Source organism: Marinobacter sp. V032 (assembly GCF_052645435.1).
In genome coordinates this window covers 1,503,088-1,517,873 of sequence record NZ_JBQXYE010000001.1, presented here as the reverse complement: position 1 = coordinate 1,517,873, position 14,786 = coordinate 1,503,088, and the positions used below count along the sequence as shown (strand labels likewise).

Here is a 14,786-nt window from a genome sequence, read left to right as displayed (position 1 = left end):
TGCTAATTACGCCCCGACAACCGCAACAGATCTGCTTTCGATGGCTCTACCGTTGACCACGCACGCCTGAACTACAACTCCTCCAGTCTGGGTGGTTGGCCAACTTTTACTTCGGTGAGGTTCTCTTGTGTTAAGCCTCGGTATAGCGCGAACATCATCGCAAACACCAATATAAACATCGGCAAGCCAACTACCGTGATGACCTGCTGCAGCGCAGTGAGCCCCGCGTCACCTGCAAGCACGATAAGCATGGCCGCCAGCACGCCTTCCGAAACGCCCCAGAATACCCGCTGATGCCAGGGGCCCGGATCAGCGGTGCCCGTGCACAACATATCGACCACAAGCGAGGCTGAGTCCGAGGACGTCGCGAAGAAAATTGCCACGATCACCACCGCCAGTCCCTTGATCAGTGTGGCCGCCGGGAAGTGATCAAAAAACGCGAACATGGCCAGCGGAATGCTCTCTTCCACCGCCGCTGACAGTGACCCCGCCTGCGCGCCAAGAGCAGCGCGGGCATCCGCTCCGATACCGTCAATTTCCATTGCTGACCAGCCGTAGATAGCGAACCAGACGAGCGTAAAAATAGACGGGGCAAACAGAACCCCGAGTACGAATTCGCGAATGGTGCGACCCCGTGAAATTCGTGCCACAAAGATTCCGACGAACGGAGACCAGGTCACGGTCCAGGCCCAGTAGAACACCGTCCAGTTACCCTGCCAGCCCCAGCCGCCCTGCTCGTGTGTATACTCCGCCAGTGCATCGTTCCAGAACGCCAACGGCAATATATTGGAAATATAAAGCCCGAAGGTCTCAACAATAGCGCGCAACAGGAAGACGGTTGATCCCGCTATCAACACGAAGAGCATGAGCCCGATCGCCATGGCAATGTTGATGTTGGATAGCAGCTTCACGCCCTTATCAAGCCCCGCCACGATAGAACACACGGCGACAGTCGTGAGTGCCGTAATAATGAGCACCTTGGTTGTGACCGTCTCCGGCACACCGAACAACTCGGAAAGCCCGGCATTGATCTGCTGAGTCCCCAGCCCGACGGACACGGCGACACCAAACAAGGTGCCGAGCACAGCAAAAATATCGAGTGTTTTGCCGACAGGGCCGTAAATCCGGTCGCCGATCAGCGAATAGAAGACCGAGCTGAAACGCATCGGCAGGTTATAGCGATAGATAAAGTAAGCGAACGCCAGCCCCGGTAACGTAAAGATCGCCCAGGTATGAAGCCCCAGATGATAAATCGCGAATCCCATGGCATCGTCAGCCGCTTCCACGGTGAACGCCGCGACATCGGGCCGCGGTGGCGTGGAGAAGTGCGAAATAGGTTCAGCCACGCCCCAGAACATCAGCACGGTGCCAATGCCGCCTGCAAACAGCATGGTGAACCATGACGCATTGCCATAGTCCGGCTTTGCATCGTTACCGCCAAGACGGATTGCACCGTAACGACTGAACGCCACCCAGAGCAAAAACACCACCCAACTGGTTACGCCGAAGATGAAAAACCAGCCCAGGTTGGTGACGATCCATGCTCGCCCGGCGCCGAAGGCTTCGCCTATTGCTTCAGGTGCCAGCAATAGCGCCGCCAGAAAGATGACCATAATGCCGGCGGAAACGAAAAATATGGTCGGGTCTGTCCTCAAACCAAGCCTTTGCGCGAGCTTTTCCATTAGCGGTCTCCTTTTGATTAATTGAAAGGTAGGCCGCTTCTACGGAACTGGGCAAATTACACTCTGCAAGTCACAACATAATGCCCTGAAATTGCTACCAAATAGCAGGGAAATAAATTTCAGGATCAACACCTGACAGCTTCCAGCAAGCTACTGTCAAAGCCCTCTTTCGCCAACAAAACCGAGGGCAACAAAAAATTTGGACAAATGACCAAAACAAGTGATCTACTCTTGTCATGCGCGTCGAAACTTCAAGACTGAATCCGGCGCGTGCCTGTCCTTATCCAACAACAAAAGAGGGAGAGGTCATGACCTTTGACTACGTAATTGTGGGCGGTGGCTCCGCCGGGGCTGTTCTGGCATCCCGACTAAGCGAAGATTCGGATGTGACGGTTTGCCTGCTCGAAGCGGGCAGCAACAAAGACCATATGCTGATCCGGACGCCGGCCGGCGTGGTGGCGATGATGCCTGGCCATGGCAAGATCAATAACTGGGCATTCAATACCGAGCCTCAGCCGGGGCTGGGCGGTCGCATCGGTTATCAACCCCGTGGCAGAGGCCTTGGGGGGTCGAGCCTGATAAACGCCATGCTCTATGTGCGCGGCCATCGGGAAGATTACGATGACTGGGTTAAACAGGGCTGCACCGGTTGGGGCTGGGATGATGTCCTGCCTTACTTCCGCAAGGCTGAAAACAACGAGCATGGCGAAAACGCATTCCATGGCGCTGACGGCCCCCTTCATGTCAGTGATCAGAACTCTCCCCGTCCCATATCACGTGCATTTGTTGAGGCTGCCAAACAATGCGGCCATGCCGCTACCGATGACTTCAACGATGGCGACAACGAAGGTGTCGGGCTCTACCAGGTCACCCAGTTCCACAGCCGCGAACGCGAAGGTCAGCGCTGCTCTACCGCTGCCGCATACCTGCATCCAATCAGGGACACGCGCCCCAACCTGACGATCCTCACGGATGCCCATGCAACCCGCATTACTTTCGAGGGCAAACGGGCAACAGGTGTTGCGTATCGCCAAAAAGGTCAGGATGGACAAGTAACGGCTAAACGTGAGGTTCTGCTGGCTGCCGGCGCATTTGGCTCGCCCCAGTTGCTTCAGCTATCCGGTGTGGGGCGCCCGGAAGACATCAAGCCGCATGGTATTGAAACGCATCATGAGCTCCCCGGCGTCGGGCAGAACCTGCAGGATCATCTGGACTTTATTCTGGCCTATAAGACCCGCGACACCGACAACTTCGGCTTCGGTGGGCAAGCCGTCGGCAACATGATCAGGGCATTGAAGGAATGGCGGCGAGATGGCTCCGGCTTGCTGTCGTCGCCCTTTGCCGAGGGTGCGGCCTTCCTGAAATCAGATCCGTCACTGGATCGCCCGGATTTGCAGCTCCACTTTGTTGTGTCGATCGTCGATGACCATGCCCGAAAACTGCATTGGGGTTATGGCTTCAGTTGTCATGTCTGCAACCTGCACCCCAAATCAAGGGGGCGGGTATTCCTGCATAGCAGTGATCCAACAGCAGCTCCGGCGATTGACCCGCAGTTCCTGGCTGAACGCAGTGACCTGGAGGTCACCATCAAGGGCGCGAAGCTAACCCGCGAGATCCTGGAAGCCCCTGCCATGGAGCCGTTCCGGTACAAGGAGCTATTCGGTATTCATGGTGATTTGAGCGACAACGAATGGGAGCAGCACATCCGGTCCCGAGCGGACACCATCTATCACCCCATCGGCACCTGCAAAATGGGCACAGACGAGATGGCGGTTGTGGATCCCGAGTTGAAAGTCCATGGGCTTGACGGGCTACGCGTCGTTGATGCCTCCGTCATGCCGACCTTGGTAAGCGGTAATACCAACGCCCCCACAATCATGATTGCCGAGCGGATAGCGGATCTGATTCGCGGCCGTCTGGCACCTTAACGCTTTAGACCGGAGCTAAAACATGACCAGTCAGAAACAAGAAGAAGCCCTGACGGATCGCAACGCCCCAAACGAAAACCCGTTCCCCGCTGTCGAACAGGCGGTCGCTTCGCTGGTGTCGGCCCGTGATACCTGGGCCCGCACTTCCATAGCCGAACGCATCAGCATTCTGGAGGACATTCGCACTGCGCTTGACGGTGTAGCGCCGGCATGGGTCGACTCGGCAGCCAAAGCCAAGCAGCTTCCGACCGATTCACCACTGGTCGGTGAAGAATGGACATCCGGGCCCTATGCTCTCATGGGCGCCTGCAACGGCCTGATTGAAACGCTTTCAGGTATGCCCGGTAAAACCTTTCTGGATCAGATACCGCTGCGTAGTCTGCCGAATGGCCAGACCGCTGCACGAGTGACACCGCATTCCGTTTGGGATCAACTGCTGCTCTCCGGAGTGACGGCCGAGGTCTGGATGAAACCCGGTATCGATGCCAGCAATCTCGCCAACCACACCGCCCAAAGCTACGACCAACCAGCAGAGCAACGTACCGGGCGTGTAGCGCTGGTGCTGGGGGCCGGGAATATTGCCGCCATCGCACCACTGGATGCATTCCAGAAGCTCTTTGTTGAACACCAGGTCGTGGTATTGAAGATGAACCCGGTCAACGATTACCTGACGCCCCACCTTGAGCAGGCATTGCGCCCACTGATAGAGCGGGACGCCCTGCGCATTGTTACCGGGGGTGGAGACGTCGGTGCCTGGCTTACCAATCACCCGAGCGTGGAAGAAATCCATATTACCGGAGCGGAATCGACTCACGACGCCATCGTCTGGGGCACCGGCGCAGAGGGCCAGGCCAACCGCGAGGCCGGCACCCCGAAAATCGACAAGCGCATCACGTCCGAACTTGGCGCCGTCTGCCCGACAATTGTTGTGCCGGGCCCCTGGTCACCGGCCGATGTGCAGTTCCAGGCCGAGCATATTGCCACCCAAAAGCTTCACAACTCGGGTTTCAATTGTGTCGCCTGCCAGGCCCTGATCATGCCCGATGGCTGGGACCAGTCCGCGTCATTGCTGGATGCGGTTCAGCGCATCATCGGACAGTCTTCACGCCCGGCCTATTACCCGGGAGCCGAGGATCGGCTTGAGCAATTCGCCAGCCAGGCCGCTCAACCAACGCGTATCAGCAGAGGCAAGGCACCAGCGGTGGTGATGAACGACCTGGACGACGCCCCCTGGTTCTGTAACAACGAGGTATTCGCACCCGCGCTTTCGATTAAAAGACTGCCGGGTAGCAACGCTGAGCAATACCTGCTCGACGCCATCGAGTTTGCCAACAATGAGCTGCACGGCACGCTGGGTGCCAATGTGTTGATACATCCCGCCACAATCCGCGAGATCGGGCGTGACCGGTTCGAGGAAATCCTCGCCGAGCTTCGCTACGGCACCATTGCGATCAACGCCTGGACGGGGCTGGGCTTTTTGATGACCGCTTGCCCCTGGGGCGCGTTCCCCGGTCACACGCTGGATGATGCCCAGAGCGGCATCGGCACGGTACACAACACCTTCATGTTCGATGCAGCTGAACGCACCGTCGTTGAAGCACCGTTCCGGCCATTCCCCCGCTCAATGCTGGGCGGGCAGTTCAGCCTGCTGCCCCGACCACCCTGGTTTATCACTAACCGGCGTTCTCATCACATCGGCCGCCTGCTCACGCAGTTCCAGTATCGACCTGCATGGCACCGGCTTCCCCGCATTTTCTATCACGCCCTTTTGGGATAAGGTGCACGGCTTTGCCGGACGGGCGCCCCGCGCGTCGTCCGGTAGCCAGGAGAAACAGAGTCATGACGAGCGCAGTTTCCGAAAAGCTCCAACGCCGCACAGAGCGCAAGGAGCTTAAACGGGAGGAGAAAAAAGCCCAGATCGCGACAAGCGCGCAGCTGGTTCTGCAGGAATTGGGATACGCCAATACCAGCTTGCGGGACATTGCGGCCAGAGCGGACCTCTCGCTTGGGTCTCTTCATTATTATTTTGAAGACCGCACCCAGCTGATCCTGTATTGCGTTCGGGCGTACAAGACCACGTTCTCGGAGCGGTTGCAGGCATCGATTGCCCATGCCTCCGGTCGTGACGCCATCATTGACGCATTTGCCGAATCACTGACGACATCCATTATCGAAGATGCCACCACTCACCGTCTCTGGTACGACATCCGGGTACAGGCCCTGTTTGACCCGGTCTTCCGACCGGTTGTCGAAGAGATCGAAACCATGTTGATCAATGCCGTCGACGTGGCCGCGGACAAGGCAGGGGTCAGCGACCCGGCACTCAGCACCTACGGCTACCCCATGATCGACGGCCTGTTCCGCTTCCACATGCAGAACGCCATCTCCGGTAACGGTTTGCCCCGAGACCGCCTTGTCGAAGAGATGCGTCGCGCATTGGCGCGCATTTTCTAGCGGGCTCGCTTAATTCTGCGGGCTCCTCACCCTGCCCCTGCCAACTTCGCCCCCTGCTCCACGCGCCTTTTGCGGCGCGACTTTGACCTGTTTTTACCTTAAAACCTGTCGGTTCATACCAATCTCTGTGAGAGACTCGCTATCGAAAATGGAAAGCCATTGGCAAAGGACGCCCAGCCTTAATTAATAAATACAAAAGGAAAAGGTGCGATGAAAAAACTGCTAATTACTCTGTTTGTCATTCTGATCAGCCACACCGCGTTAGCGGATGGCAAGAACGAAGGTATCACCTGCCTGAACAACGACCAGTGGGTTAAAGCCCAGTGGGGCGATCGCAGCAATTCAAACCGGTCACAATGGTTCCAGGCAACCAAATCCGCACCGGGAAATCCCGCTAACTCCGGCTTCGATACCGGTTGCATGGGGCGATGCGGCGAAGGATGTGGCAGTGATAATGGCGCCGGCTTTTACACCAAGGACTGCATGGATCACGATGCCTGCGCTTTCTATGATAGCGAGTTCGGGGGCGCCTTCGATCGGGACTGCGGTGATGAATGGCGTCAGGCAGCCGATGATTTCAGCTTCGGTCAGGCCTGCCGCTTGGGCTCCAAGTAAAACCGGATAACTCAGATGGTCTACGGGTATAAACCCTTTTACATCCTCGCTGGCCTGCTAATCTGTGCAGCCAGCCTGTTCTGGCTGCTGCTCCATGAGGAGCAGCAGCCGGCGCCAGCCCCCCACAAAACCATTACCGTAGTGCCGAAGCCGTCGTCAATTGACCGCCAATCGGTAACCGGTGCAGTTGTCATGAAACCCAAACAAACTGCCGTCTCCAATGAGCCCGCCTGCGATCATGTATCCACCCGTGAGCAGGCGCTCAATGACTGGTATCGGGCCAATGGGTTTCCCTACCAGAGCGGACATACCAAGGGTATGCGGGACGATATTCTTCAGCTTCACGGCATGTCTGCCGGCCAACTCACCCGCCTAGCGCAGGTCGGATCAGCAAGCGCCATGACGGTGCTGGCCCAACGCCAACTGAACGCGGCCATGCCGGGGGCAGGGTTTCTGGCTGACAAAATCTACAATGCAGATGAAACAGTCGCAATCCCAGAGTCGAATTCCGATATAGACACAGACGCGTCAATGGAAAACGGTATCCACTGGGCACGACAGGCGGCTCTCAACGGCCAGGTATACGCTCTGAGTTTGCTGGCCCGAGCGTATCAATGGAAACTGCTTAACACTGAAACAGGTACACCTGAAACTGATTCCCTCCAGCCTCAATTGATCGCCAAGTACCTCGCCTATCGGACGCTCTGGCACGATGCCCTGGGGCTGAGCACCGAAGACGAGCAGCCCATACCGGAACTGACAGCGCCGCCATCAAGCGATGTTATGGACGATGCAGAAATGCAAATGCGTAAGTTCATGGAGGATCGCCGTCGACTGGGTTACGCCCCGCGTCTTTCCAGCGCACCGCCGGCTGTGTCAACCTGCTTCGAATAATCAGTTGCCAGCCTGCACGCCCACGGCACATCCAGCTTACTCAGAACCCCTGCCCCAACAGGCCCAATACACCGAGCACAATCAGATAGGCCGCCACGATATAGTTAAGCAGGCGCGGAAAGAACAGTATGGCCACGCCGGCGCCCAGAGTGATCAACGGCGCCAGTTCGAGATGAAGCGTCATACAATGACTCCTTATTGAGTATCCCGGATCAGGGACAAGGATAAATGTGACGTGTCGCCTTAACCGACAAATCGTCCACTACTCCAAGCCTAGCAAAACGATATGCTCCGCTGTGTTAACCCTGCCTTGCCATTTTTTTAGCTTTTCTGATTCCATCTGACACAGCAGACCGAATCATAAACAGCAGACAGAGGTTCATCTGCGTCACACTATTTGAGAAAAGACTGATTGAGGACGCCGTATTCTCTTGAGTCGAACCCCTCCATGCCAGTCGAGTCACTCCGGATAACCAGCATGAACTGCTAGAAACATATCAGGTCATTCATTCAAAAAAGCACTTGAAACCGCCGCAATCATGGCCACGAAAAGGGGCATAGACCATGCCGTTATAAGCAGTTGCATCGCATCTTTTTCAAAAGACGCCATCGCAGTCACATGCATTTCAGCAAGCGTATGTTTTCGCATTTTCAACAAAACAACCAGCGTCAGTACCAGATAGAACAGCGCAAACGCCAACCCAGTACGATAACTTGTAACCTCTTTCGTGCCCGGCGGATAAGCGATCGAAAAGACAATCAGGCCAAAAGCGCCGCATAAGTATAAAAGCGTGGATCCATACTTACCCGTCAACGACCATAAAGCGGGAAACATTTGGATCAGGAGTTTTTCATCTTCGCTTTTTGCGCTGTACAACGAGCGCGCGAAATATGGCCTTAGTCTGGATACCGCGAAACTCAGCCTGAGGTAGCGCCGGAGAAACGGCAGTATCAAAAGCGCAAAAGCGACCCAAACATCCATTCCAAATTGCGGAATAGTCCAGCCGGTCAAATGAGAGACCCACTCGATCAGAACCCCGGTCCACACCCGATAAAACTCAACACCGTTAACGAGGAAACCCTTAAGCTCAATAATGGTTTCCCCAATTGACGCAACGGACAGCAATCCAATCAAGCCAAAAATTGATGAGAGCAACCGACCCGCCCGGGTTTTGACGGTCCATTGGTTAGTGGCATCTATCAGCTTTTTCAGGTCTTCTGATGCATCCATGCAGCATGTCTTCCATGAAGCGGGATCAATTCCCCCTAAAATGCATTTAGCCATGAGCCCGGCGAAAGTGGGACATATTTATTCCGATACTCGCCATGATCAATCAGACGCATGTCTCTTCAAGATCCGCTATAAGCCGCCACCCGGGGCGTAATGTCCTTTCACCCAGTGTCTCAGGTTCCGCCTCAAATCCCGATAAACAACTTTTCCGTGACGGCCCTTACAGGCGACTAGCAACACTGTCGCAGGCATCGAGTTCAAATCGATCATTGACCGTTGCCTCGCAAATCCAGCAAACTTTTCGCCACACTCACTCCAGAGCAAGCAGACGATGCCGGCATCTGTGAAAAACCGGATTCTATTTCGGTCGAAGCGCCTGAATATCTATCTCGTGCGCTACCCTGAAGGCCATAAAGTCGGGCCTCACATTGATATGGTCGAGCAGGGGAAGCTATACAAGCTCAACTGCGTATTGGTAAAGCCCAAAACCGGCGGGGAATTCGTGTGCGAGAAAAACGTATTCAACCTGTTCGGGCGACTCATCCTGTTCCGTCCCGATCTCTATCAGCATCGCGTGGAAAAGATCCAGCGTGGAAACCGATGGCTGCTCAGTTTCGCGCTAAGCGCATGACGAACTGGCAGACGTGCAGGTAACGGCACAAACACGCTGATCAACTATCCGTCCAATCCGGCTTGCGCTTATCCAGAAAAGCGCAGATGCCTTCTTGGGCATCATTAGCCTTGAGGTTCTCGGCCATCACATTGGAAGTGAATGCATACGCCTCGTTCAGAGGCATTTCCAGCTGCCGGTAAAACGCCTCTTTGCCGACTTTCAGGGTATGTCCGGATTTATCTGCAATTGTCCGCGCGATCCGGTAGACCGTTTCGTCCAGCTGCGATTCTTCTACAACACGGTTCACGAGCCCAATCTGCTCGGCCCTCTCGGCGCTGACCATCTCGCCGGTCAGCAGCATTTCCATCGCATGCTTACGCGAAACATTCCGGGACAGCGCTACCATCGGCGTAGAACAGAACAGCCCAATGTTGACGCCGGGCGTCGCAAACCGGGCGCTGCTGGCCGCTACCGCAAGATCGCAACTGGCAACCAGCTGGCAGCCTGCGGCGGTTGCAACACCCGCCACCCGGGCAATCACCGGTTTGGGAAGCATTATGATCTGCTGCATCACCTTGCTGCACTGGTTAAACAGGGCCAGCTGAAAATCCGCGTCACCAAACTGTTCACGGATTTCCCTGAGGTCATGCCCTGCGCAAAACACCTTGCCCTGCGCCGCAATCACTACAACCCGGGTGTCCGCATCCGCAGCAATACTGTCCAACTCAACAGACAAAGCTTCGAGCATTGCCATCGACAGGCTGTTGTGCCGCTCCGGTTGGCTCAGGGTCAGCGTGGTAATCCCTCCATCTGTATTTTTGCGGACCAGCGGTTCCTGTTCTTTTACGGCGCGCGACATTCGGCCCCCTCCTCTCGACGAGTTCTGTTGTCCCAGTTGGTATTGCCAGTATTGGTCAAACGAAGGGCGCTGTCGAAGCCACTTTCGTAGTATCGAAGTGGCCCACCAAAGTTGGGGATGACCTCACTATTCTTGACTGAGGAATTGATTCAAACCCGATCTTTAGCGTTCAGTTCTGATTATCCCGCATCTCTTTATCACCGCAGTTTTCAGTCCATGGCACGCAACGTTTTTACCCAAACTGTAATGTTCATGCCGTTTAATGACTCTCAGTCACTGCAAGGTTCCTCTTCATTCTGAACCTTCCAACACATTCAACAGCGGCGTATCGACGTTCAAAACTGCCACCAGCAGCTGGCGCTACCCAGAATGGGCGACTAATATTTTGATGTCTTTTGCACAGAGTTCTTTAACGAGTTTGCAGGTGAAACGCCTGCAAACCTGTCCGCGCAACCGTGAGCTCGTTATATCTCAGCAAACCAGGAGACTTACCCGTGATCAAAAGGTTCATGATACTGCTATCAGCGAGCTGGCTGTTGGCGCCAACAGGGGCGTTTGCCCAACAAGACAAACCCAATATTCTGGTAATTTGGGGCGACGATATTGGCACTGAGAACATCAGCTTCAATAACCGCGGCATGATGGGATACGAAACACCCAATATCGACCGCATCGCCCACGAAGGCGTGTCCTTCACTGACTATTATGCCCAACAGTCCTGCACGGCCGGGCGAGCCGCCTTCGTCGGCGGGATGACACCAGTTCGTACCGGTATGACTAAGGTTGGCCTACCCGGTGCAAAAGAGGGCTGGCAGGAAACCGATATCACCATCGCTGCTGTCATGAAATCCCTTGGCTACGCCACGGGGCAATTTGGCAAGAATCATTTCGGCGACCGGGATGAGCACTTGCCAACCAATAATGGCTTCGACGAGTTCTTCGGCAACCTCTACCACCTCAACGCGGAAGAAGAGCCCGAGCATCGTGATTACCCGGGAGACTATGTCTTGCCCAGCGGAGAGACCTTCGCGGAGAAATGGGGCCCACGTGGTGTGCTTAAAGCGAAAGCCAATGGTGACGGCACACAAACCATCGAGAACACCGGACCGCTGACCAAAAAGCGCATGGAGACTATCGATGATGAAACCGTGGCGGCCGCAAAAGACTTCATCAAACGGCAGCACGACGCAGGCAAGCCGTTTTTCACTTGGTGGAATGCCACGCGCATGCACTTCCGCACCCACGTCAAGGAAGAGAATACGGGCATCAGTGGACCAAGTGGCAATGAATATCACGACGGCATGGTCGAACACGACCGACATGTTGGCGAGCTGCTCGATCTCATCGATGAACTCGGCATCGCGGATGACACCATCGTGTTCTATTCGACAGACAACGGCCCGCATTACAACACCTGGCCGGATGCTGGCACCACGCCGTTCCGCAGTGAAAAGAACTCAAACTGGGAAGGCGCCTACCGTGTCCCAGCCTTTGTCCGCTGGCCGGAGCACTTCCCTGCCGGGCAAACGCTGAACGGTCTCGTCGCTCATGAGGACTGGCTACCTACCTTTGCAGCCGCAGCAGGAAAAGACGATATCAAGGAAGACCTGCTCGACGGTTACAAGGCCATCGGACGCACCTACAAAAATCACATCGACGGCTACGACATGACCGAATATCTGTCCAAAGCCGGCAGTTTCAAAACGATTAACGACAACATCGCTGCATCTCCGCGCAAGGAGTTCTGGTACTTCAACGATGACGGCCAGATGGTCGCGATCCGCATGTCAGACTGGAAAGCCGTGTTCTATGAAAACCGGGCACAAGCCTTTGAAGTCTGGCGGGAGCCGTTTACAGAACTGCGCGTACCGCTGCTGTTCAACCTTCGCCGCGACCCGTTCGAGAAGGCACAGCACAACGCAAACACATACAACGACTGGTTTCTGGATCACGCCTTTATCCTGGTTCCAATGCAGGCAGCGGCGGCCCAGTTCGCCCAGACATTCGTTGATTACCCACCGAGCCAAAAGCCAGGTTCATTCAACCTCAATGGTGTTGTAGAGAAACTGAAGGAAACTGGCGGCGCACGCTGATCAGCCAGGTTCTCATTGAAGCGCGCCCTGCGATGGGCGCGCTTCCTTTCCGAGAAAGCCATTCATATCGAACCTCACGAAGTCGCAGTACTTCCCCGGACAATCACATCGCCCTGGCGAATAACCCGAAGGGCATGGCCTTCAATACGTAACTCAGCGGAGTCCACGGCCACCAGGGCACATAAGCACGGCGTTTTTCGGATTCGATCGCTTTCACAAGCGCTTTCACACCGGTGTTCAGATCCACCCGGAAAGGCGCGTTTTTAGTGTCGCGATTGATATCGGTGAGGATATACCCGGGCATGATATTGGTGACATTTATCGGCGTGCCTCGCGTATCCAGCTGCAGACCCTCTGCCAGCGTGGCAACAGCTGCTTTGGTGGCGGCGTAGACGTTCATTGAACCACGGAAACCGCGCACGCCACTGACCGACGACATCAACACCAGATGGCCGCTGTTCTGTTCCCTGAAAATCGCCATCGCCGCCTCGCTCTGGGCAATAGCCGCCACAAAATTGGTCTCCGCCGTTTGGCGATTGGCCTCAAAGTGCCCGCGGCCGATCGGCTGGGAACTGCCGATGCCGGCATTCACCACCACCCGGTCAAGACTTCCCAGTTCATGCCGGAAACCCTGAAACACGTCGAATACCTGATCGTACTCAGCCACATCCAACCCACGAACCAATACCCGGATCTCCGGATAGGCCTGCTGCAGCTCACGCTGCAATGCTTCAAGCTTGCCAGCCCTGCGGGCGCAGAGCGCCAGATTGCAGCCTTTGGCCGCCCACTCACGGGCCATACCTTCGCCGAGTCCGGTGCTGGCGCCGGTGATCAGAATATTCTGTCGCATTGGTGGTGCCTTGTTGTTATCGAAAGGACTGCCATTTAATCAGACTGGCAAGGCACAGCAAAAGGCCAGATGCGCCACAATCTGCGTTCGTTCGGTGTTGTGTCGCGCCGTTGGGCTGATTCCTAGCGGGTTATGGACCACTGAAAAGCGTACACCAGGATACAATGTGGGAGGGATTTATGAATCTGAAAACCGGCCAACTGGCGCCACTTATTGCGTCACTCACGCCAACCGCTTTTTGGTGTGACGTTGGTCAAAGATTAAATTTATCGAACAATGTCGATCTTTAATGCGGCTGTGCGACAAGGCTATGGAGGCCGGCCACATCATTCAAGGAGAAACCGCCATGAATCATCCCAAAAACACTATCTGCCTGTGGTACAACGGCGACGCCGAGGAAGCCGCCCGTTTTTATGCAGACACCTTTCCCGACTCTTCAGTCGATGCGGTGCATCATGCCCCGGGGGATTATCCGGCAGGCTCGGAAGGCGATGTGCTGACTGTTGAGTTCACGGTTCTGGGCATTCCCTGCCTCGGACTGAACGGTGGCGATGCATTCAGGCATTGCGAGGCTTTTTCATTTCAGGTGGCCACCGCCAATCAGGAAGAAACCGATCGTTACTGGAACGCGATTGTCAGTAATGGCGGAGAAGAGAGCGCCTGCGGCTGGTGTAAAGACAAGTGGGGCCTGTCCTGGCAGATTACGCCGGTCGTGTTGACGGAGGCAATCACCGACCCAGACCCCGCGGCCGCGAAACGGGCATTCGAGGCCATGATGCAGATGGGCAAAATTGATGTCGCCACCATTGAAGCGGCAAGGCGGGGCTAAGCCGAGTCAGTAAAAAGCCTCTATCCAGAGGACCTTAAGCGTCGCGGCGAGTCAGACCGAACTGATTTCAGTTAAACTCCCTGTCTACCCTTTACAGCACGGCAACGTGCTTCAGGAACGATGATGACAGAGGACACTGAGCGCCCTGCCCGGGGACTCGCCCGCATTAAAGAACTGACGCTACGCCTGATCCATTCCAAGCATGCTTACTGGGGGTTAGGACTCGCATCTTTCCTCGAATCCATCATTATTCCGATCCCGTTAGAGGCCGTTCTCATTCCTTTGATGCAGGCCCGACGCAATCATATATTCCTTCTCAGCACGATTGCCCTGCTCGGCTGCCTGGCAGGTGCGACGGTCGGCTACCTCGTCGGCTATTTTGTATTTGATGCCATAGGGCAACAACTTGTGGCGATGGTGTCCACCCCCGAACAATTCGAGCAAGTCCGCATGCGGATGGAGCAGGATGGGTTCTGGTTTATCCTGAGTGTCGGCGTTATTCCGATTCCGTTTCAGATCGCCATGCTGGCCGCTGGCGCCACCAGCTATTCGTTCTTCCTGTTTATGCTCGCGTCAGCCTTGTCCCGCGCACTGCGATACTATGGCCTCGGGCTGCTGGTCTTCATTGCCGGTAATCAGGCACAGGCTATTTTCGAACGTCACAAAGTCAAAGCAACCATCGTGCTGACCGCCGTGGTGCTGGTGATTTGGGGAAGCTCGATACTGGGAGGTTAAATC

The 14,786-nt window shown here is 55.6% G+C and carries 14 protein-coding genes; 9 read left to right on the top strand and 5 right to left on the bottom strand.

All coding sequences use genetic code 11. The features are described from left to right. Nucleotides 1-71: 71 nt before the first annotated feature. A complete protein-coding gene (locus ACUN9X_RS06935; protein ID WP_445472608.1) occupies nt 72-1,682 on the bottom strand; it encodes a BCCT family transporter in 1,611 nt (536 codons plus the stop codon). A gap of 308 nt (nt 1,683-1,990) precedes the next feature. Between ACUN9X_RS06935 and ACUN9X_RS06930 the strand changes: the two genes are divergently transcribed. From ACUN9X_RS06930 to ACUN9X_RS06910, 5 genes are all read left to right on the top strand, one after another. After that, a complete protein-coding gene (locus ACUN9X_RS06930) occupies nt 1,991-3,610 on the top strand; it encodes a GMC family oxidoreductase (RefSeq protein WP_445472607.1) in 1,620 nt (539 codons plus the stop codon). Between the two features lie 22 nt (nt 3,611-3,632). Further along, nucleotides 3,633-5,387, top strand: coding sequence for an aldehyde dehydrogenase family protein (locus ACUN9X_RS06925; protein WP_445472606.1), 1,755 nt, complete (start codon nt 3,633-3,635; stop codon nt 5,385-5,387). A 62-nt stretch (nt 5,388-5,449) separates the two neighbouring features. Continuing rightward, a complete protein-coding gene (locus tag ACUN9X_RS06920) occupies nt 5,450-6,064 on the top strand; it encodes a TetR/AcrR family transcriptional regulator (protein ID WP_445472605.1) in 615 nt (204 codons plus the stop codon). A 210-nt stretch (nt 6,065-6,274) separates the two neighbouring features. After that, nucleotides 6,275-6,679: a hypothetical protein gene (locus tag ACUN9X_RS06915; RefSeq protein ID WP_445472604.1), complete on the top strand. Its 405-nt coding sequence runs from the start codon at nt 6,275-6,277 to the stop codon at nt 6,677-6,679. Nucleotides 6,680-6,694: 15 nt separating this feature from the next. Then, nucleotides 6,695-7,573 carry a hypothetical protein gene (locus ACUN9X_RS06910; RefSeq protein ID WP_445472603.1) on the top strand — a complete coding sequence of 293 codons (879 nt, stop codon included), beginning with the start codon at nt 6,695-6,697 and terminating at the stop codon, nt 7,571-7,573. A gap of 40 nt (nt 7,574-7,613) precedes the next feature. On the opposite strand, the gene ACUN9X_RS06905 is transcribed toward ACUN9X_RS06910, so the two are convergent. Together ACUN9X_RS06905 and ACUN9X_RS06900 are read right to left on the bottom strand one after the other, a co-directional pair. Then, entirely contained in the window at nt 7,614-7,757 is a 144-nt protein-coding gene (locus tag ACUN9X_RS06905) for a DUF3096 domain-containing protein (RefSeq protein ID WP_260036357.1), read from the bottom strand. Nucleotides 7,758-8,075: 318 nt separating this feature from the next. Beyond that, nucleotides 8,076-8,804: a hypothetical protein gene (locus ACUN9X_RS06900; RefSeq protein ID WP_445472602.1), complete on the bottom strand. Its 729-nt coding sequence runs from the start codon at nt 8,802-8,804 to the stop codon at nt 8,076-8,078. A 331-nt stretch (nt 8,805-9,135) separates the two neighbouring features. Here ACUN9X_RS06900 and ACUN9X_RS06895 point away from each other — a divergent pair, with 331 nt between their 5' ends. Then, nucleotides 9,136-9,435: a 2OG-Fe(II) oxygenase gene (locus ACUN9X_RS06895; protein ID WP_260036360.1), complete on the top strand. Its 300-nt coding sequence runs from the start codon at nt 9,136-9,138 to the stop codon at nt 9,433-9,435. 40 nt (nt 9,436-9,475) lie between these two features. Here the strand turns inward: ACUN9X_RS06895 and ACUN9X_RS06890 are convergent, their stop codons facing one another. Beyond that, nucleotides 9,476-10,276 carry an enoyl-CoA hydratase gene (locus ACUN9X_RS06890; RefSeq protein ID WP_445472601.1) on the bottom strand — a complete coding sequence of 267 codons (801 nt, stop codon included), beginning with the start codon at nt 10,274-10,276 and terminating at the stop codon, nt 9,476-9,478. A 509-nt stretch (nt 10,277-10,785) separates the two neighbouring features. Between ACUN9X_RS06890 and ACUN9X_RS06885 the strand changes: the two genes are divergently transcribed. Continuing rightward, nucleotides 10,786-12,369: an arylsulfatase gene (locus tag ACUN9X_RS06885; protein WP_445473192.1), complete on the top strand. Its 1,584-nt coding sequence runs from the start codon at nt 10,786-10,788 to the stop codon at nt 12,367-12,369. A 103-nt stretch (nt 12,370-12,472) separates the two neighbouring features. Here ACUN9X_RS06885 and ACUN9X_RS06880 read toward each other — a convergent pair whose 3' ends face one another. Beyond that, complete coding sequence (locus ACUN9X_RS06880) at nt 12,473-13,219, bottom strand: SDR family oxidoreductase (protein ID WP_445472600.1); 747 nt, start codon at nt 13,217-13,219, stop codon at nt 12,473-12,475. Between the two features lie 346 nt (nt 13,220-13,565). Between ACUN9X_RS06880 and ACUN9X_RS06875 the strand changes: the two genes are divergently transcribed. Together ACUN9X_RS06875 and ACUN9X_RS06870 are read left to right on the top strand one after the other, a co-directional pair. Next, a complete protein-coding gene (locus ACUN9X_RS06875; RefSeq protein WP_445472599.1) occupies nt 13,566-14,048 on the top strand; it encodes a VOC family protein in 483 nt (160 codons plus the stop codon). A 123-nt stretch (nt 14,049-14,171) separates the two neighbouring features. Further along, complete coding sequence (locus ACUN9X_RS06870) at nt 14,172-14,783, top strand: YqaA family protein (protein ID WP_445472598.1); 612 nt, start codon at nt 14,172-14,174, stop codon at nt 14,781-14,783. The last annotated feature ends 3 nt before the right edge of the window (nt 14,784-14,786 follow it).

Bases quoted from the DNA above. Each gene is read 5' to 3' on its own strand.
- ACUN9X_RS06935 (WP_445472608.1), bottom strand. From the start codon at position 1,682: ATGGAAAAGCTCGCGCAAAGGCTTGGTTTGAGGACAGACCCGACCATA.
- ACUN9X_RS06930 (WP_445472607.1), top strand. From the start codon at position 1,991: ATGACCTTTGACTACGTAATTGTGGGCGGTGGCTCCGCCGGGGCTGTT.
- ACUN9X_RS06925 (WP_445472606.1), top strand. From the start codon at position 3,633: ATGACCAGTCAGAAACAAGAAGAAGCCCTGACGGATCGCAACGCCCCA.
- ACUN9X_RS06920 (WP_445472605.1), top strand. From the start codon at position 5,450: ATGACGAGCGCAGTTTCCGAAAAGCTCCAACGCCGCACAGAGCGCAAG.
- ACUN9X_RS06915 (WP_445472604.1), top strand. From the start codon at position 6,275: ATGAAAAAACTGCTAATTACTCTGTTTGTCATTCTGATCAGCCACACC.
- ACUN9X_RS06910 (WP_445472603.1), top strand. From the start codon at position 6,695: ATGGTCTACGGGTATAAACCCTTTTACATCCTCGCTGGCCTGCTAATC.
- ACUN9X_RS06905 (WP_260036357.1), bottom strand. From the start codon at position 7,757: ATGACGCTTCATCTCGAACTGGCGCCGTTGATCACTCTGGGCGCCGGC.
- ACUN9X_RS06900 (WP_445472602.1), bottom strand. From the start codon at position 8,804: ATGGATGCATCAGAAGACCTGAAAAAGCTGATAGATGCCACTAACCAA.
- ACUN9X_RS06895 (WP_260036360.1), top strand. From the start codon at position 9,136: ATGCCGGCATCTGTGAAAAACCGGATTCTATTTCGGTCGAAGCGCCTG.
- ACUN9X_RS06890 (WP_445472601.1), bottom strand. From the start codon at position 10,276: ATGTCGCGCGCCGTAAAAGAACAGGAACCGCTGGTCCGCAAAAATACA.
- ACUN9X_RS06885 (WP_445473192.1), top strand. From the start codon at position 10,786: ATGATACTGCTATCAGCGAGCTGGCTGTTGGCGCCAACAGGGGCGTTT.
- ACUN9X_RS06880 (WP_445472600.1), bottom strand. From the start codon at position 13,219: ATGCGACAGAATATTCTGATCACCGGCGCCAGCACCGGACTCGGCGAA.
- ACUN9X_RS06875 (WP_445472599.1), top strand. From the start codon at position 13,566: ATGAATCATCCCAAAAACACTATCTGCCTGTGGTACAACGGCGACGCC.
- ACUN9X_RS06870 (WP_445472598.1), top strand. From the start codon at position 14,172: ATGACAGAGGACACTGAGCGCCCTGCCCGGGGACTCGCCCGCATTAAA.